Below are 17,917 nucleotides of genomic sequence, written 5' to 3' on the forward strand. Positions count from 1 at the left end.
GTTATCACTTAATTACAATCGCACCGTTCTTTTTTTCTACTGTCACTCCGAACGTCCGGCTTATGATCACCAAAATATCGTCCAATGATTCATCCTTGAAAGTAGTGTTGAGTTGCAGCTCGTTCAATTCTTTTCTGCTGATGACAATTTTGCTTTCATACGCTTCATTAAGCACTTCCACCAAACGCCAGAGCGGTGTATTATCTGCTACAAATTCCTTGCTTCTATAATAATTATATAGCCGGTCGGGATTCTTTTCTTTCCGGAACAACAGTGGGTTTTGTTTAACCAATACTTTTTCTCCCGGCTTTAGTGAAACTGTATTTCCATTCCGTGTTACCTGCACGATTCCGGTCTCGACGATCACTTCTATTGCATCAGCTTTGTTCTTTACATTAAACGAAGTGCCTACTACCTTGATCGTTGTGCTGCCTGTGCTGATGATAAAAGGCATTGCTTTGTTTTTGGCCACATTAAAAAAAGCCTCGCCCCGGGTCAGAATAACATTCCGTTTCTTGCCGCGAAACCTAATGGGATATTTCAAGGAAGTAGCCTTATTTAGGGTAACTATTGATCCGTCGGAAAGCGTGTCGACTTTAACTTCATTCTTGGTGATAAGTTGTATCTCTTTAAAATTACGCTGATATAAATAAAACAAACCGCAGCCGACAAATGATAAAATTGCTGCCGCGATTTTTAGCCAGGAATTTTTTCTGTTAAGTGGAACTACTTTATCATCTTCAGCTTTTTGCATTGCTGCCTTTTCTTTAAGCTTTTGTAGAGATACCTGTGGATCTAAAGTCCCGATATAATTAATATTCTTACTCGTTTCCCATATTGCCCGGAATTGCTGATACCGCTCATTATTGGCCGGATCGGAATTTCTCCATGTACTTATTTCTTCAGCAGTTGCCGGGGAGACTTCACCTAAAATGTGGCTGACCAGTAGGTCATCGTTTATTTCCATATCTTCCAATTAAATAGGTATAAGATATTTACCAATAGCATCATTAAAATAACCGGCAGATAATCCGCCAGTTGTATGCGCAATTTTTTAAGTGCACGGCTCATTTGTGTTTCGACCGTTTTAACGGATAAGCCTAACTGCGTAGCGATCTCTGCATATTTTAATTCTTCGAAACGGCTCAATTGAAAAATGGTTCGGCACTGTTCAGGCAGCTCATTAATAGCTTTCTTGAGGCGTTGTTCCAATTCCTGGTATTGTAATTTAGCCAGCGGACTTTCTGTTTTATTGCTCATGGCTTTAATGTTTTGGACTTCAAAGGAGCTTTTGACTTTTTTACGTTTGATATAATTCAGGCATTCGTTATTGACCGACCGGTATAGATAAGCCTTTAATGAAGTATGAATATTAAGCGGCACCTTCTTTTCAAGCATTTTTAAAAACACCTGATGAACCATTTCTTCAGCCATAATGCCGTCATGCACCATAGTATAGGCATATCGGAATAAGGCCGGATAATGCTCTAAATATATCCTGTCAAATTCTTTTTCATCCAAAATCAGATCAAAACCGGAAGTGCCGTTATCAATATGGGTTGTATGCAATTGTGTTTCTTAAAATTTGGAATCTATCAATATGATTAACAGACAACCGAAGATAGGTTAACCCTTACAACGATCGAAAATAAAATTTGATCTTAACCGGATGATTGAGGTTAGAAATGAGAATAAGGGGCGGTGGATTAAGTCCGGAACAATTGGATGAGTTGTGTGAGGAGAACGGGAAGGAGTTAAAGGATGGTGGAGCGGCGATGATAGCTTATGTGAAGATGCAGTTCGCAGATATGACGGAAGAGGAGCAGGCTTTTTATTATAATGCTTTATTGAAGTATTGTGAACTGGATACGCTGGCGATGGTGATGATCTATGAGGGGTGGAAGGATCATTTGTTTGATTAGATGAGAGGGTTGCTTAGTCTTTTAGGGCGGTGGGGTGGGCCCTTATGGGTGGGATACTTTATTGAGGCGGAACTGGAGTTTTCGGTGTGATTTACCTGGATGAATTGGTTTGATTGACAAGCAGAAAAGAATATCCCACTTGTACGTTGAATTGAAGCAAACCATTCCTGGACGATCTATTACGTTACCAAACAGCAACTTTGACGCCGGCAGTATATTTATTCGTGCGGAGGCATTGGCCGGTCTGGAAAAAAACATCATACGCCATTTACCGTTAAAAGCCGCCAACCTATCGGACTGGCGGCCTTTGTGTTAATGGAAATATTATTCAAATACATATTTAGCCAGCCACAATTTCTTAAAATCCTCATCGTGACCGATGTAGGTTACGCTGTTTTCGGCTTTGTTAAAGTACGATTGAAAATCCTTACGTAGGTAATAATTCTCATCTCCGAGGGTTTTAAACTCACTTATTGTATTAGCTGCAAGGTCTATTTTTGCAATGCGCGGAAAATAAACTGCGTATAAAGATGGTGAACCACCACTGTACGCGCTCAAAAACGACTGGTAACCCTTAACGCCCTTTACTTCTTTAATTTCCCAGTACACACTTTTTCCATCTTTGCTCAGGCGAAAATCCTGCAGCATATCAAATATCTCGCTCTTTTTATCATTGTTCAGCTTGCCTACGCCGAACTGTGTTTTAAGCTGACCTGCCTTATCAAAGTAAAGGCACACCAGATCTTCATACGTTTTTACCGGGTTACCCATACCCATATTAACAGAGCCTGTTAGTTGCCCGGCTATTAAATATTCCTGGTTAGGCGTTACGAAAAACCTTTCTACAATAAATTTATTCCCCTTATAAACAGATGCGCCTTTACCTGATGCCACGAATTTTGATTTAAAGGCATCAATAGCCGCGGTTGAAGCAAAATCAAGTTGATTGCCGGTAAATTTCAGCAGATGGAAACTGCTCATCTTTTCTTCGGCATTTTTTTGCCATTTCATATCCACCTTATTTTCTCCGCCTTGTGTAAAACCGGGGTTATAAATAGAAGCATGCTCCGAAAAAACTTCCCCGTAAGCATCTGTTGATTTGGTAGATGTTCCGCAGAAATAAACAGAGCCCATGGCTTCATTTACATTCATAATGAGGAGGTTAGTCGATGGGCTTTTAAAAGCTACTTTTGTTTTAAACTCACCTTTTTGGCTGTACCTAAAATAAGTGTAGCTGCTGGCATCGCCGTTACCCTTTTCTGGGGCAAACACCATTGCAATGTCATTGCTTTCCTGCAGCTGATCACAATATACCAGCGTTTGCGCACCGGCCAGATCAACAGGCGTCTCTTTTACTTCAAGACTGCTGTTAACATTCAATACATAGTATTGGTTACCCAGCTTTTTATCTTTATTATCATTAGCCGCCAGTATAAAAAGATCGTCCTGGGTACCTTGTGTTTCAGTTACAAATGAAGCGTAACCCTTGTACGTTTTGCCGTTATCATTCTTAGGCTTGATGGCTTCGTTTTGCAGCACTTTGCTAACAATGTAAGCCTGTTTTTCATGACTCCAGCTTTTTAACAGCTCTTTCCGGCTAAGTTTAAGTTTCATGCTTAATACATCAAATGATGATGTGCCGCCCACATAGGCATAAAATTGGGTAACGGTGACATCAGGCTTCTCTTCTTTTGCCAGGTTGGTGTTCTCCACCTTAACAAATTTATTAGCAGCATCAAAACTGTAGGTTTCAAAGAGCGCATCGCTGTTCTTTTTTTCGCCCGGAATTTTATAGGTGATGCTCAATGCATTGTTTGTGTTTTTAACGTCGTATAAATAGCCTTTATAAGCTTGCTTTGAAAGCTCTTTTACGGTCTCCTGGGCTTTAATTTGCGTTGCGATTAGCAATAACAGCAATGGCAATAAACTGATCTTTTTCATTTGTTAAGTGATAAGCAGATTAAAGTGTGCGTTTAGCTATGAATGTTCCCTGGTTATCTGAACCTTTATAAGTTCCATCAATTTGATCGGAAGTAACCACGCCGGTAACCGTAGTAGTAAGGCCGCAGTTACAGTTAAGGGTATTGCCGCTTATTGTACCGTCGACAGTTGAGATTGCGCCCGAAGCATTGTCTTTTGACAGGGCGAACCACGTGTTGGTTTTGCCTGAGGTTATGATATTAAGCACAGAGCTTTGCAATGCGCCCGAAGTTTTCTTACCCTCGGTTGTACCCAGGTAACATTTTATCAGGTTGTCTGATGTTTCTTTTATAAGGGTAAAAGCTATGTTAGGGTGGCCGGGAATGGTATAAGAGGAGGTAGAAGGATTACTGCCGTTGGCCTGAACCGTAAAAGTGAATGAATAGTTCTGCCCGCCTGCAGTACCTGTAAATGCCGCATTTAATGGTGTGCCGCTTGCCCACACGGCTGTAGAGGTCATGTTGATGGTCTGCCCATCCAAAATTAACGTAGCTGCAATGGTTGAACCGCCGTTTAATACGTCGATACTAATTGTTCCGGTTGAGCCTACTACTACGCCTTTGTAAACGCCTTTGCTTAGTGCATTATTTTCAGCTTTGGCATCGGGCGTGGTTTTACAGGTGGTGCAGGTAAATGCGGGTTCTTCGGGTTGCTTGTCTTTTTTGCAGCTTACTGCGCTCAACAGTATGCAAGAAGTAAGTACGTAATAAATGCTTTGTTTTAGTGTTTTCATGATTTTGCTTTTAAGGGTGATTTTTGATTCTCAAACCTAATCAGCAATCAGGGGGGCATCAATTACACTTTAGTTGTAATTGTAAAGGCAGGATACTACCAGGTGATACCACCTTTGGTAACTTTATTAAGCGCGTCGGTACGCGAATTTACCTGTAGCTTATCATAAATATTGTGGATATGCTTACGCACAGTTTCTATACTAATGTACAGAAAGCCTGAGATCTCTTTATAACGATATCCCTCTGACAGGTATTGTAAAATTTCCTGTTCACGGACGGATAATTTCTGCAACTCGGAATTGGCGTTTTTGTCGGGCTGAAAGGAAGCAACAACTTTACGTGCTATCTGGCTGCTCATGGGGGCACCGCCGTTATAGGCATCAGTAATGGCGTCTAATATTTTTATTGGCGAGGAAGATTTAGAGATATAGCCGGCAGCACCCGCTTTAAGAGCATTGAAAATGCTCTCGTTATCTTCAAGCGAAGTGCACATTACAAAGTGTGTATCCATACATTGCTGCTTTAGTTGGCTAACACAGCTTATACCGGATTGCCCGGGAAGATGGATATCAACCAACACTACGTCCGGGTTAAGCAGTGGGATGGAAGTAATAGCGTCTTCGGCGTTTTCAAAAGCGCCTGCACAGCTAAAGCCGTTGCTGCCGTTTATTAAAACAACAAGCATATCGCGCAGCTCGCGCTGATCTTCTATTATTGCCACATTTATTGCCATGCTATAAAATTATACCTATACAACAATATTATCAATTACACTAAAGTGGTATTATAGTATTGGCGCATTTGCGCGTTAAGCCAATTGTATGCTGGTTTGTATGGTTGTACCCTGACCTAAACCGGAGGTAATCATAAATTTCCCGCCTATTGATTGCATACGCTGCTGCATATTACGCAGGCCATTACCTTTACGTTTCAGTTCATCGGCTTCAAAGCCTTTGCCGCTATCGGTAATACTCACTGTGAGCATGCCGTCCTTAAAAGTAAGTCCAATGGTAATTTTATCACAGTTGGCATGTTTAACGCAATTATGAAGGGCCTCTTTAGTGGTTAAAAAGATATTGCGCTGTGTTTGCTGCGATATCCTGACATAAGGCACGTCGTGCTGAATATCGAGTTCCGTTTTAACTGCCAGGCCCTCCAGGTAATCTGAGCAGTGTTCGCGTATCCTGGCCACTAAATTATCCAGCGTGGCATTTTCAGGGTTAAGCACCCAGATAAGGTCGCGCATGTTATCCACCAGTTCCTGCGATATTTGTTTTATAGTGCTGATTTCCTTTATGCCGTATTCGCTTGTTTTTATTTTGTCTTCAACCATGCCCGACATCAGGATGATCTTTGACAGTCCGGAGCCCATATCATCGTGTATATCCTTGGCAATACGTGTGCGTTCCTGTTTTTCGGTATCTGATATCGCCTTCAGTTTATCTAACTGCTGCCTGGCGCGCTGCCGGTTGTTATATAAATAACCAAAAATTAGCAGACTGATAGCTATGCCGGTTATGGTGAATACCTGGTAATTTCTTTTTTGGAGCAACAGTTGCTGCTTTGCTATATTAAGGGAACTTATCTGCTGCTGCTGCTGTAGTGTAACTATTTGATTTTCCTTTTTCTCTGTTTCATACCGGGTTTGCATTTCTGCCATCTGGCCGGAGCGTTCCAAATTGATATAATCTTCTTTAACCGCGATAAACTTATTCTTCAACTCATACGCTTTTTTCAGATCGCCCATCCCCGCATAGTCTTCCGCCAAACTACCGTAGGCTTCTACAACAATGTTGGTAGCTTTAATTTCCTCGGCTATTTTTAAGGCTCTCTGGTTAAATTCTACGGCTTTGGGATAATTGTTCATTAAAGCATAAACGTTGCCCATATTGTTCAAGTTAGCCGCTACAAAAAAGCGATCGCCCAGTTTCTCAGAAGATTTTAGCGAACGGTTATAATAATCGAGTGATTGAGGGAATTTTTTTTGGAATTTATATACGATCCCGATATTATTAAGGCTGAGCGCAATTCTGTCGGTTATGTTCAATTTTTGATAAATAGCCAGCGCTTTTTTATAAACCGCCAGGGCATCATCATACTTTAATTGCTGTTCATAAATAACACCCCTATTGTTGTAGCAGTCGGCTAATAGCGCCTGGTCTTTAATTGCTATTGCTATGTCCTGTGCTTTATCATAATAGGATAGGGCCTGTGTAAAATTTTTTTGTTCCTCGTAGAGGGCGCCTATATTTTTCAGGATCTTCCCGGTGCGTTGTTTGTCGCCGGTTATCTCCGTCATTTTTATAGCCAGCTGATAATTTTTTAATGCCTCAACACTTTCGCCCAACTGCGAATAAGCTTTGCCCAAACTATTATAGAGAACTATTTTGATAATGTTTTCTTTATTTTTTTGTGCTATGGAAAGGCGGTTTTGCAATACAGAAATAGCTTGCCGGTAATCGGCTTTTCTATACAGCGAATCAGATATTAGTATAGCCGGATCTTCTGTAAAAGAAAAAAAAGAAAAGCAAAAGAATAAAAACAGGTATAAGCATGATTTCTGCGGCAATGCATCATACGGTGTATTCATCAATTAAAATTGTATTGGTTTATAGCAGGGCGCTTGTGCAATATAGCAATTATAATGGCAAGGACCTGGGTAGGGTGAGACTTTTTTCGCGGCTTATTTTTGGCGGTGGGTGGGTGCTGATGGGTAGATCCTATTTACGGCGCTTGTAGATAAATTGTGTTATTCCAGTAGGCGTGTTTGCTATCAATGCGGATTGCCGGCGCATAGGGACTGTTGCGCTTCCATTGTTTGACCCGGTATTGCTTGGGTAAGTGCTTTCCGTTGCGGATTTTTTGATAGCCGCAGCGGTTAATGATGAGATCGTTTTGGAGGATGAGGGTATCATCGGCGATAGAGCACGGGCCTTCGGTGTGATTGATATAGGTGCGAGGGGTGGGCTGGCAGGCGGTGAAGAGCAAGAGTACAATGATGAGCTTTTTCATGTTGCAAAATTGGCCGGTAAAAAATGCTGTTCTCCACGCTGTAGCTACAGGGTGTGTTTTTTTGTTGTCGGGGCGAAGAGGCGCTGATATTTTGTGGCTTTCCTCTTGATATCATTCGTGCGCGGATATTTCACTTTCGGTCGAAATCAGTGGGTGCGTGAAGATTTACGGATTGGATTTGAATTGTTATCTGTTTATTTATTAATAACTTAGGTAAAACCAAATCAAACACAATTGTATGCCCTATCTCACCAAATCACGTTTTCAGACCGGCATGGAATGCCCAACGAAATTGTATTATCAAAGCAACGCCGAGAAATACACGAATACGAAAACAGAAGATCAATTCTTGGAAGCACTTGCGCTGGGCGGTTTTCAGGTAGGTGCTCTGGCCAGGGCTTACCATCCGGAGGGGGTATTGATTGCCGAAGAATCTAATGAAGGAGCGGTCAACAAGACAAATGAATTGTTGGCGCAGGAGAACTGCACTTTATTCGAAGCCGCCATTCTTGCCGGAGATTTTCTGGTTAAAATAGATATCCTGGTCAAAAAAGGCGACAATATTCAGCTGATCGAGGTCAAAGCGAAATCTTTTAATTCGGATGAGGATTCCTTCAGCACAAACAAGGGGCAGATCAGGTCAGCGTGGAAGCCTTACCTGACGGACGTCGCCTTTCAGGTAATGGTATTGCAAACGGCATTTCCGCAGTTCCATGTTTCCGCTTATCTGATGCTGGCGGATAAAACCAAAAAAGCGACGGTCGACGGACTAAACCAGCAATTTAAGATCAGTAAGACAGAAGGGCGGGTCACCATTGTACAAAAACATGCGTTGACACCGGATGATCTGGGTGACCGGGTTTTGATCAAGGTGCCGGTGAGTGCTGAAGTTGAAATTTTGCTCAATGAAGCATTTGAATTGGGCGGCACAGTTTACACGCTCAGCTCGTATGCGGAATCGTTAGCAACTGATTTAAAGAGCGGAAAGAAGCGTTTCACCAGTATCGGCAAGCATTGTCTGCAATGCGAGTTTCAAACGGACGGGGATCATTTATCCTCCGGCTTTATCGAATGTTGGAGCGGGCAGACAGGTCTGTCGGCCGAACAGTTGATGCAGCCTTTGCTTTTTGAGTTATGGAGAGGTAGCCTGGGTTCAAAGGACATTCTGACGCCGCTCTTTAACCGTAAGATTATTTTCTAAAAGATTTCCGGGAAGAAGATTTCGCCCCGAAACAGGCGAAAGCTTGCGCGGGCTTCTCTGCTGCGGAGCGGCGACTGCAGCAAATTCAATCATCCGCGTCGGGCTGCCTGGAACCGATTTATCACAAGGAATTTCTGACAGAAGCTTTTAATTCGTTTAAGTACCCGCTGCATTTCATTGATTTTGAAACGACAGCTTTGGCGATCCCGATGTTCGCGGGGCGAAGACCTTACGAGCAGGTCGCCTTTCAGTTTTCGCATCACCAAGTGGAAGCCAATGGAAGTATCAGCCATCAGGATCAGTGGCTGAACACATCTGTAGGAGCGTTCCCGAACTTTGACTTCGTCAGGGCTTTAAAGGCTGCTTTGGAAAAAGATGAAGGCACGATCTTTCGGTACCACAATCATGAAAATAATGTGCTGAATGATACTTATGCACAATTGTTGGAAAGCAATGAACCGGACAAAAATGAATTATGTGAATTCATTCGCTCGATTACGCATAGCAGTAGCGATGGGCACGTGGGCGTGCGTGATATGGTGGATCTTTACCAACTGGTGCTGGGTGGCTTTTACCACCCGCTGATGAAGGGTTCGAATTCGATCAAATCGGTTTTACCTGCTATTATAGCCTGTTCTGATTTTCTACAGGCTAAATATGTCGATGTTTGTTACGGTACTGAATTGATGCCGAGCCTCAATTTTGCGGCTCACGCCTGGCTTTTAAAGGATAAATCGGGCAACTGGATCAGTCCTTATAAAAGGTTGCCGCCTGTTTTCGGGGAATTAAGTCCGGAACAACTGGATGCGTTGTGTGTAGAGAATGGGGAGGAATTAAAGGATGGTGGGGCGGCGATGATGGCTTATGCGAAGATGCAATTTGTGGATATGGGGGATGAAGAGCGGGCTTTTTATTATAATGCTTTATTGAAGTATTGTGAATTGGATACGCTGGCGATGGTGATGATCTATGAGGGGTGGAAGGATCATTTGTTTGATTAGATGAGAGGGGTGGGTTAGTTTTTTTTGGCGGTGGGGTGGGCTCTGATGGGTGTAGTTTAGATAAGTGGGATTGGAACCGTNTCTGATGGGTGTAGTTTAGATAAGTGGGATTGGAACCGTGATCTGCTGCATCTCATGCAGAGGGCGTGCATTTTTTTTGCTAAATAGGCGTTCAGCTCATTTCCGGTTACCGGCGGTACGGAGTGTTTTTATTAAGCCTTTAGCGGGTCACGGTGTTTGGTCTGCACCTGTTGGTAGGTGGGGTATTTCCGTCGGAGGGTTAAGGAAAGCAGCAATAGGTATCCACCAAGTAATTAAAATCTCGTAACCGGATATTTCTTACTCCGGTACAATCCTACAGTTATTAACCCGATCCATAGCAAAAAGGATAGAAAGGTTATTTTTTGAACCGTTGGTAAATACATTTTAAGATCATCACCATAATATAAGATATTGTTTAACGCGATCAATATTACGTTGAAAATACCCATTGTAAAAAGCTTTCGCCATTTTAACATGTAAACGCCGATAAATGTGCCTATTACGGCTACCAACGCGAACGCTCCTGCAATATTTATAATACTGTCGTGTAGATCAGTAAAAATGAACATTCCGGTTAGCATTGATATTATCCCTGAAAGCTGCATCCCTCTCCTCCATTTTTTACGAAAACCCACTTGTCCGGGAAATACATACCAAAAAAAAGCCAAGGTTAAACAAAGCACAAACATCGCCACCATAGCAATGGGTCTTGCTGTATTAAGCTGGCCGTTCATTGCGTTTTCATTCAATAAATTGCACCAGTAGTTTTGCGTCCAGCTGAACCCTTTTTCATGTAAATTGAGTTGGTTACCCCCTGGATATAAAAATGTGGCAATTAAGTAAAGTGCTAAATAAACAAATATGCCGAACAACGGTATTAGCATCCAAACACTGTGTGTTTTTCTAATAGGGTGTAGCATACATTTTTGCTCCATGTGACGAAGATTAGATTTTTAGTCAAATATAGAAACAACAATGAGGCATCCTACTATCAAATTAGTTATTAAAATTCGTTAGTATTTCAGCGATCTTAATTGGATAATGATCTTTCGGGCATTCAAAGTCCTGTACGCTTTCGGTGACCGGTGTGGATGAAGTTCTTAAGTCCGATCACCGCGCGCGATCTTGCCGAATCGAAGGCTTTGTATCAATCCATTTTACAAACCGATGGTCAGGTGCGCTTTGTCAGGAGCGGCGACACGATCTCCCGCTACGATATTGACCACATTATTCCGTTCACGATCTGGAAGAACAATGACCTCTGGAACCTGCTTCCGGCGCGAACTGACTTGAATAACCGGAAACGGGATAAGATCCCTAGCCCGGCGCTTATTGACAGGCAGAGTGGCCTGATCACGCATTACTGGGAGCTGATCCATAGGCATAGCGGTCAGCGTTTCCGGAAGGAGATGCAATCGGCGCTGTTGGGTTATGATACGTCAGGTGATTGGCAGGCTGCGGCGATGCGAGCTTTAATGCGGAGCTGTGAGGAGCTGATCGGGACGAGGGGTTTTGAGGGTTGGGATAATTGATTGTTGGTGGATTTCTTTAAGGTAGGGTGAGATGTTTTCGTGGTTTGTTTTTGACGGGGAGGGGGACGCTGATGGGGACATCTTATTTACGGAATTTGTCCTGGTATTGTGCTGTCCTTTACGGATTTTTTGAAAGGCGGTGCGGTTGATGATGAGTTCTTTTTATGTAGGGGAGGAAGAGGTCGCTGGGAAAGCTATTCCTATAATCAGGAAAACAGAACGGGTCGCTATCAGTTACTTTCGATATCGCCGGTCTTTGAAGTAATTTCTCGAATAATCGCATCCAGCCGTTTCGCTTCAAGAGAAAACATCGGGATAAGCTCGTCTTTCGCCTCGTAACCTTGCTCGTAAAGTTCAGCCAGGCCAAGGATATTGGCAACGGGCACGCGCATCTGATGTGATTGCAGCCACGCGATCTCGCGGAGCTTATCATTCTGCTTTTCAATTTGCTCCACATGTTCGCGATGCTGGGTGATGTCCCTTAAAAAACAGGTTACACCGGTTGCTTCGTGCTGCTCGTTCAGTATCGGGTTAAAACTTAACTCCTCGAAACGCTTCCGCCCATCGATCTCACGTTCGCGAACGATCAAAAACGCCTCGCCCTGTAAAGCGCGACGGTAATTGGCCTGGTAAGGAAGCAATATCTCGTCGTCAAAGTCGGCGTTGGTTACGGTCTCCTGCGTTTTGCCGGTCAGTTGCTCCACCCGTTCCCAAAAAGCGCCGTTTCCTGCAATAATGTTCAGATCACGGTCAACCGACCAGATCAGGTCGCGCGTGTTATTGATGATCGCCCGCAGGCTCTGCCCATCCCTAAGGATCTTTTCCCGCATCAGTTTTTCTTCTGTAATATCGCGGAAATAAATGGCCAGGCCGTTTTTGATGGGATAGGCGCTTGCCGATACCCACATGCCGTTAAAGGTATTGAACTCCTCGAAATGTACACTCACCTGCTCGCGTAAGGCCCGGTCATACTCCCTGAAATAGCGGAGCTGCTTGCCATAAGGAAACAGGTCCCAAACGTTTTTACCCAGCAGCTGTGCGCGGTCGCGGTGCTGCACCTGTTCATATTTTTTATTGATATAGGTGAAGTTCCAGTCGTTGTCAACGGTATAAAACGCATCGGTCATACTTTCCAGCACATTCTCCAATTCGGCGGTCTTTTCGGCCAGCGCCGTTTCGGTCCGCACTTTAAGATCGACATCGATAACCGCGCTTTGTTTTACCGGAACTCCTTCAAATAGGGTATGATGCGAAAACACGCGGACATAAAAAGTCTCGCCGTTTTTTTTGCGGTGCAGCCAGCGGCCGGCATCGGCGTAGCTCTCCGGAACCTGACCCACGGCAGCCAAGAAAGCCGGCACTTCTTCGGGCGGGCGGATATCGGTGATCTTTAACTGTAAAAATTCTTCGCGGCTGTAACCATACTGGCAGGTAGCGGCAATATTGACGGCGAGAAAGCGAAAGTTCCGACTGTCGAAAATGATCATGGGGACCGGTATCTCGTCGAATAAGCGGCGGTATTCATCGCGGCTCTTACGCACCTCCCGGGCGTAACGCCTTATCTTTTGGTAAAGCAGCCAACCGCCCAACAACAAAATGGTAAAGTCCATCAGGTACCGGAAAAGATTTCTGTGCTCAGGCTCCAGCTCAAGGGACACCCGACCGATCAGCGGATGGGCAACGAACGCCCAGCCGGACGCAGCCGCCAGGATGATAAGCGGGACTTTAAAACTTGAAAGGCGATCGTTAAGCACTACCCTTTTACGTAGACTTACCCCTTTAAGTTGTAATTATTTATTAACTAATGCGCAACAAACTGTGGCCGATGACCAGCGGTAGCAACACTGACCCTTCAGGCTAAGAAATCAGTGCACAATACATATGGCCCGATCCATACATGGCACGCCGCTGACCTGATTTTTCAATGTTGCGGTATCCAAGGCTGCTGAACAGCGCTTTCAAACTTTTAAAACTGATCGGATAAGGCACCCAGTGATTGGATCGGTCCTTATCGTATTCAATAATGACAAAGCAGGGGTTACCGGCGAACACGGGTGGATCTTATTACGGTATTTGCAGATAAATGGTGTTGTTCCAACAGGTGTGTCTGCCATTGACGCGGATGACGGGCGCATCGATACCGTCGTGCTTCCATTGTTTGACCTGATATTGTTTGGGTAAGCGCTGTCCGTTGCGGATTTTTGAAAGCCGCTGCGGTTAATGATGAGATCGTTTTGGAGGATGAGGGTATCATCGGCGATGGAGTAGGGGCCTTCGGTGTGATTTCCATTCTCATGATTGCCTTTTTATGACGGAGAGAAGGCGCTGATAATATTCGGTAGGCATGCCGCGGAGTCAATCAGATGATAACGCACGAATTAAGCCACAAACGGATGTGGACAAATACGTTACTATATCAGCTTCCGGGGCAAAAGCTCGATGGGCGCAGGGAAGAGGACGAGTGTATTAGAAGTGCATCCGGAGACGCTGTTATTTGTATTTTTGCAAATGATCGTAATCTTTTCTTATTTTGGAATTCGCTTAGGCAGCATTTTGTGGGTTCATCATTTAAATACTTCAAGTACGATTTTTTTGACGGGATTGAAATGTTTGTTTCGGAGGATGAAACAGCTTATTTCCCTTTTCATCTGCACGATTATTTTTGTCTGTCATTGATCACCAGAGGAACCGAGTTGCTTCAGACCCAAAACGCTAAATATTATGCAACAGCGGGCATGCTAAGTATAACACAAGCTAATGAAGCACATCGCAACTGTTCTTTGAATGATTCAGGTTACAGTTATCAAACAATATACATTCATCCGGAACTTTTGCGCTATTATAATAATGGCAGCGAAGTTGGCGGTTTGCAAAGGGTGATAGAAGACAGGAAAATTGCTGATCTGTTTACCTTGCTTACCGACCAGCAACCGCATGCCTTTAAAATAGTGGAACAAATCATAAAAAAATTGCTGTTTTATCGCCGGGCATACGCCCAGCAAAAGGTGCATTCATTTGATCTTATGGATGAACTGATCGCATCAATTGGTCTCAACCGCTTGAGTTTAGATCAGATGGCTGATTATTTTTGTATGAGTAAGTATCATTTCATTCGGAGATTCAAAGAGGCCAATGGAATTACGCCACAGGTTTACGTTGCCTTGCAAAGGCTGCGAAACGCCAAGAAAATGTTATTGCAGGGAGAGGAAATAAAAACAGCAGCATTTTTAAATGGGTTTTATGATGCTACACACCTGAATGCGGCATTTAAAAGATACTTCGGCGTCGGTGCGCTGGCAATAAAAAATAGCAATATTATACATTCCGGTGAATAGTTTAAGCTATAGCTTTACCTGGTAATGTATTGCTCATGAAAAGACTCACCTTAATTATTTTGTTGTGGAGTGCCCAGCATTCCTTCGCGCAACACACGGTCCAATTGTCAAAAAAGGTTTCTGTGGCCATTAACACTAATCTGGAAACTTATTTTTTTGCGGAAAAGCTCGCCGTGGAGCATATGAACGATTTTGTATTTGATCACAAAGGCTGGGATTATGCGCATCAACCCATCGTTCATTATGCCTTCCTCCGATTTAAACCCTATATCAATACACCGGTCATTGTAAGGATAGCAGCACTGCTTAGGGAGGTAAAAAACGCCTATCAGGATAACTCACCTGTCATGAATTACCTGTTGAATCAAAAGGAATTTCCCGCCGAAGGACCGTTATATAAGGAACTTCCGATTGACCCGGCACACCCCTTCATAAAAGCGATACTGGCCGAACTCACAGATAGTTTGCGCAGCTTTTATCAAATGGCCAAGGTCGGCGCTTTTATTCAAGAGAATACATTTTTTTACCAAGGTGCATTAAGAGAAGTAGAGAAAGATATCGATGCAGCTTCGTTTCCTGCTTTGGAGAAATGGTACGGCAAGACCTTCCCCGCCTACCAAATTTATTTAGCACCAGGTATGCCCATTCCAAAAGGCGAAGACAATTACCGCGCATTTGCGCCGAGCATCATGTCCGCCAAAGGCGTTATACCTGCGATGGTCATGAGTTCGGATCAAATGTTACCGCTCGAAGCCAGTCTTTCTTCTTATAAGGGTTTTGGCTTCGACAACCCTGGCGTTACGCACTTTTTAACCAGACATGAAATGGGACACTCCTTTGTCAATCCTTTGATTGAAGCTTATACTGCACAGTTGAGATCTGACTCCGTATTGTTCACCCCGGAACTTAGGGAAATTCTTGCTCCACATTACATTCACGACTGGTATGTATGTGTAATAGAGCATATGGTTCGCCTGGGAGAGATACGCACAGCTATATCTATGACGAATTTGCAGGAAGCAGAACGTTTACGCCGGATGCATATCTATGACGAAAAATGTGTGCTGATTCCTTTGCTGGAAAACGAGATCAAGAAATATGACGAGAACAGGAGGCGTTACCCCAGTTTTGAAAGCTACCTGCCTGTCCTCATTGCTTATTTAAATTCGTTGACACCGGCTGTAATTAACGATCAGATTGAACGGTATGGTAAAAAATAGCTGTTTTTACAGTTTATTGTAATTCCCAGGCTCAATATATTCTTCTTTTCATTTCCGCTTACTAATCGATTGGCAGGTTTGGTACTACGCCTCCTATCTTTTTTACGGTATTTGCAGATAATTGGTATGTTCCAGTAGGCGTGTCTGCCATCTATGCGGATGACCGGCGCATCTGCACTATCCCGGTTTCATTGTTTGACCTGGTATTGTTTGGGTAAACGCTGACCGTAGCGGATTTTTTGAAAGCCGCAGCGGTTAATGATGAGTTCGTTGTGAAGGATCAGGGTATCATCGGCGATGAAGTAGCGGCATTCGGTGTGATTGATATAGGTACGAAGGGTTGGGGGACAGGCGGTAAGAGTATGACAATGGTTTTGTGTTTTATGGGCGTAGAGTGGGACGCTGAGGAACGAAAAGTATTTATATCATTAAGTCATCTGAAGTTACGGCGCGGTAGAATCTTAAACTTCCTCAGAAAGTTCGAACTAAAGCCGGACTTCCGAAAATAGGCTTTAGCTTAATATTATTTAGCCCACATAGTAACTACCCCTCTGTAGCCAGGTGTGTCTTTTTGTTTTTTGACCGGGAGGAAGGCGGTGTTAAATGCCGCAGATAGCGAGATAGGATTTGATATCGAGATAACACCATTTGCTGAATGCTTCGGCGCAGAAGATCGAACAGAGGGGGTTTCCGCTTTTGCAAAAAGCGGAAACCTGAGTTTAAATGCATATAGTGATTTAAGGAAATAACTCTTTTAACTTATCTTCCAGTGCTTTCCCTCTAACGTTCTTGGCAATAATTACACCATTCGTATTTATTAGATAATTGGTTGGATAAGCATTTACGCCATAAATCAATGCCGCTTTATTATTGTCACCCCGCAAGTCTGATACATTTTCCCACAGCAAACCATCTTTCTTAACAGCATCCAACCATGCTTTTTTACTATTGTCTGCCGAAACCCCTAATATGTTAAACCCTTTGGGCTGATATTGCTTGTAGAGTTCAACTAAATGCGGATTTTCCTCCCTGCATGGGCCGCACCAGGCTGCCCAAAAATCCAGCAGAATATATTTGCCCCTGATTTCTGATAGCTTTACTTTCTTGCCTAACGTATTCAGTTGCTCAAAATCCTGAAACTTATCGCCAACTTGTACATTTTTATTCAGGTGAATGTATTCGCTTATTTCTTTACCATAACTGGTTTTCTTCATAGCTGCATTCAAATTTTTATAAAGCGATTCGGTTTTTTCTTTACCCCAGGTAGCTGAGTAGACATTCAGCAGATGAGCAGCAAATAACGATTTGGGGTGCTGTTTAACATAATTGATATTAATTTGCTGTTCCTCATCGCGCAATGCAGACAGTTGTTTTAATAAACTTTCACGCTCTGTTGCAGCTGGGTTTTTTGATAGAATTTTATTAAGGCTGTCCTGCTTAAACAAAAGCTGTTCAGAAGCTGTTTCTAACTCATTATTCTCGTCTTGTGTGGAAGAGCCCTTAATTATAGCCTTTCTAAATTCGCCAGCTTTCAGCACCATGCTCATGGATTTATTCTCAACCCAAAATAAAACGTAGTTTTCGTATTTGGCGGTAAATAAGCATACCTGCCTGGCTGGCTCATTGATTTGGCCACTCATCGTAAATTTTCCATTTATAACTATGGTAGAATCAATGATCTTTTGAGGCTGGGTATTCGTCAGGTAAATTTTAGTGCTGTCTTTCAGTCCGGTAACTTGTCCGTTAATTGTAAATCCGGCTTTTTGTGCTGATGCATTAAGCTGAAAAAAAAACGCCAGTATTATGGCGACATTTAGGCTGGTTTTTATTGTTTTCATACACCAAAGCTAAAACGCTTCACGTTTTGAATTTTATGATTTAGACTGATTGCCGATTTAATTAGACAAAGCTGGTTTAAACTATTTTAGTCTAAAAAAC

Annotated in this window: 18 protein-coding genes; 8 read left to right on the forward strand and 10 right to left on the reverse strand. The window is 43.1% G+C overall.

All coding sequences use genetic code 11. The annotated features are described in order from the left end of the window. Nucleotides 1–4: 4 nt before the first annotated feature. Both ACFQZS_RS03375 and ACFQZS_RS03380 read right to left on the reverse strand, forming a co-directional pair. Entirely contained in the window at nucleotides 5–967 is a 963-nt protein-coding gene (locus ACFQZS_RS03375; protein ID WP_377097292.1) for a FecR family protein, read from the reverse strand. Continuing rightward, on the reverse strand, nucleotides 958–1,569 hold the full coding sequence (locus tag ACFQZS_RS03380; protein ID WP_377097294.1) for an RNA polymerase sigma-70 factor: 612 nt from the start codon (nucleotides 1,567–1,569) through the stop codon (nucleotides 958–960). The genes ACFQZS_RS03375 and ACFQZS_RS03380 overlap by 10 nt, the downstream gene beginning before the upstream one ends. Nucleotides 1,570–1,685: 116 nt before the next feature. Between ACFQZS_RS03380 and ACFQZS_RS03385 the strand changes: the two genes are divergently transcribed. Further along, nucleotides 1,686–1,922 carry a hypothetical protein gene (locus tag ACFQZS_RS03385; protein WP_377097296.1) on the forward strand — a complete coding sequence of 79 codons (237 nt, stop codon included), beginning with the start codon at nucleotides 1,686–1,688 and terminating at the stop codon, nucleotides 1,920–1,922. Nucleotides 1,923–2,246: 324 nt separating this feature from the next. On the opposite strand, the gene ACFQZS_RS03390 is transcribed toward ACFQZS_RS03385, so the two are convergent. From ACFQZS_RS03390 to ACFQZS_RS03410, 5 genes are all read right to left on the reverse strand, one after another. Next, complete coding sequence (locus tag ACFQZS_RS03390) at nucleotides 2,247–3,863, reverse strand: hypothetical protein (protein WP_377097298.1); 1,617 nt, start codon at nucleotides 3,861–3,863, stop codon at nucleotides 2,247–2,249. Nucleotides 3,864–3,882: 19 nt separating this feature from the next. After that, nucleotides 3,883–4,635, reverse strand: a complete 753-nt coding sequence (locus ACFQZS_RS03395; protein WP_377097300.1) for a hypothetical protein — start codon at nucleotides 4,633–4,635, stop codon at nucleotides 3,883–3,885. Between the two features lie 95 nt (nucleotides 4,636–4,730). Then, nucleotides 4,731–5,369 (reverse strand): response regulator, encoded by a 639-nt coding sequence (locus tag ACFQZS_RS03400; protein ID WP_377097302.1) that lies wholly within the window; start codon nucleotides 5,367–5,369, stop codon nucleotides 4,731–4,733. Nucleotides 5,370–5,444: 75 nt separating this feature from the next. Beyond that, nucleotides 5,445–7,226 (reverse strand): tetratricopeptide repeat-containing sensor histidine kinase, encoded by a 1,782-nt coding sequence (locus ACFQZS_RS03405; RefSeq protein ID WP_377097304.1) that lies wholly within the window; start codon nucleotides 7,224–7,226, stop codon nucleotides 5,445–5,447. 134 nt (nucleotides 7,227–7,360) lie between these two features. Then, nucleotides 7,361–7,648: a hypothetical protein gene (locus tag ACFQZS_RS03410; protein WP_377097306.1), complete on the reverse strand. Its 288-nt coding sequence runs from the start codon at nucleotides 7,646–7,648 to the stop codon at nucleotides 7,361–7,363. Nucleotides 7,649–7,886: 238 nt separating this feature from the next. Between ACFQZS_RS03410 and ACFQZS_RS03415 the strand changes: the two genes are divergently transcribed. Both ACFQZS_RS03415 and ACFQZS_RS03420 read left to right on the forward strand, forming a co-directional pair. Then, nucleotides 7,887–8,849: a hypothetical protein gene (locus ACFQZS_RS03415; RefSeq protein WP_377097307.1), complete on the forward strand. Its 963-nt coding sequence runs from the start codon at nucleotides 7,887–7,889 to the stop codon at nucleotides 8,847–8,849. Nucleotides 8,850–9,025: 176 nt separating this feature from the next. Then, a complete protein-coding gene (locus ACFQZS_RS03420; protein WP_377097550.1) occupies nucleotides 9,026–9,850 on the forward strand; it encodes a DUF2779 domain-containing protein in 825 nt (274 codons plus the stop codon). Nucleotides 9,851–10,164: 314 nt separating this feature from the next. Here the strand turns inward: ACFQZS_RS03420 and ACFQZS_RS03425 are convergent, their stop codons facing one another. Further along, entirely contained in the window at nucleotides 10,165–10,641 is a 477-nt protein-coding gene (locus ACFQZS_RS03425) for a hypothetical protein (protein ID WP_377097309.1), read from the reverse strand. A gap of 342 nt (nucleotides 10,642–10,983) precedes the next feature. On the opposite strand from ACFQZS_RS03425, the gene ACFQZS_RS03430 reads away from it, so the two are divergent. After that, nucleotides 10,984–11,424, forward strand: coding sequence for an HNH endonuclease domain-containing protein (locus tag ACFQZS_RS03430; protein WP_377097311.1), 441 nt, complete (start codon nucleotides 10,984–10,986; stop codon nucleotides 11,422–11,424). 230 nt (nucleotides 11,425–11,654) lie between these two features. On the opposite strand, the gene ACFQZS_RS03435 is transcribed toward ACFQZS_RS03430, so the two are convergent. Beyond that, nucleotides 11,655–13,178: a PAS domain S-box protein gene (locus tag ACFQZS_RS03435; RefSeq protein WP_377097313.1), complete on the reverse strand. Its 1,524-nt coding sequence runs from the start codon at nucleotides 13,176–13,178 to the stop codon at nucleotides 11,655–11,657. Nucleotides 13,179–13,416: 238 nt separating this feature from the next. On the opposite strand from ACFQZS_RS03435, the gene ACFQZS_RS03440 reads away from it, so the two are divergent. The 4 genes from ACFQZS_RS03440 to ACFQZS_RS03455 all read left to right on the forward strand — a co-directional run bounded on the left by ACFQZS_RS03440 (nucleotide 13,417) and on the right by ACFQZS_RS03455 (nucleotide 16,488). After that, entirely contained in the window at nucleotides 13,417–13,605 is a 189-nt protein-coding gene (locus ACFQZS_RS03440) for a hypothetical protein (protein WP_377097315.1), read from the forward strand. Nucleotides 13,606–13,787: 182 nt separating this feature from the next. Then, nucleotides 13,788–14,759: an AraC family transcriptional regulator gene (locus ACFQZS_RS03445; RefSeq protein WP_377097317.1), complete on the forward strand. Its 972-nt coding sequence runs from the start codon at nucleotides 13,788–13,790 to the stop codon at nucleotides 14,757–14,759. Nucleotides 14,760–14,794: 35 nt separating this feature from the next. After that, the gene (locus ACFQZS_RS03450; RefSeq protein ID WP_377097318.1) at nucleotides 14,795–15,979 is read left to right on the forward strand and encodes a DUF4932 domain-containing protein; all 1,185 of its coding nucleotides are present in this window, start codon (nucleotides 14,795–14,797) and stop codon (nucleotides 15,977–15,979) included. A gap of 239 nt (nucleotides 15,980–16,218) precedes the next feature. Beyond that, on the forward strand, nucleotides 16,219–16,488 hold the full coding sequence (locus ACFQZS_RS03455) for a hypothetical protein (RefSeq protein ID WP_377097319.1): 270 nt from the start codon (nucleotides 16,219–16,221) through the stop codon (nucleotides 16,486–16,488). Between the two features lie 228 nt (nucleotides 16,489–16,716). Here the strand turns inward: ACFQZS_RS03455 and ACFQZS_RS03460 are convergent, their stop codons facing one another. Beyond that, nucleotides 16,717–17,817, reverse strand: a complete 1,101-nt coding sequence (locus ACFQZS_RS03460; RefSeq protein ID WP_377097320.1) for a redoxin domain-containing protein — start codon at nucleotides 17,815–17,817, stop codon at nucleotides 16,717–16,719. Between the last annotated feature and the right edge of the window lie 100 nt (nucleotides 17,818–17,917).

The organism is Mucilaginibacter calamicampi (assembly GCF_042676765.1).
Taxonomy (GTDB): domain Bacteria; phylum Bacteroidota; class Bacteroidia; order Sphingobacteriales; family Sphingobacteriaceae; genus Mucilaginibacter; species Mucilaginibacter calamicampi.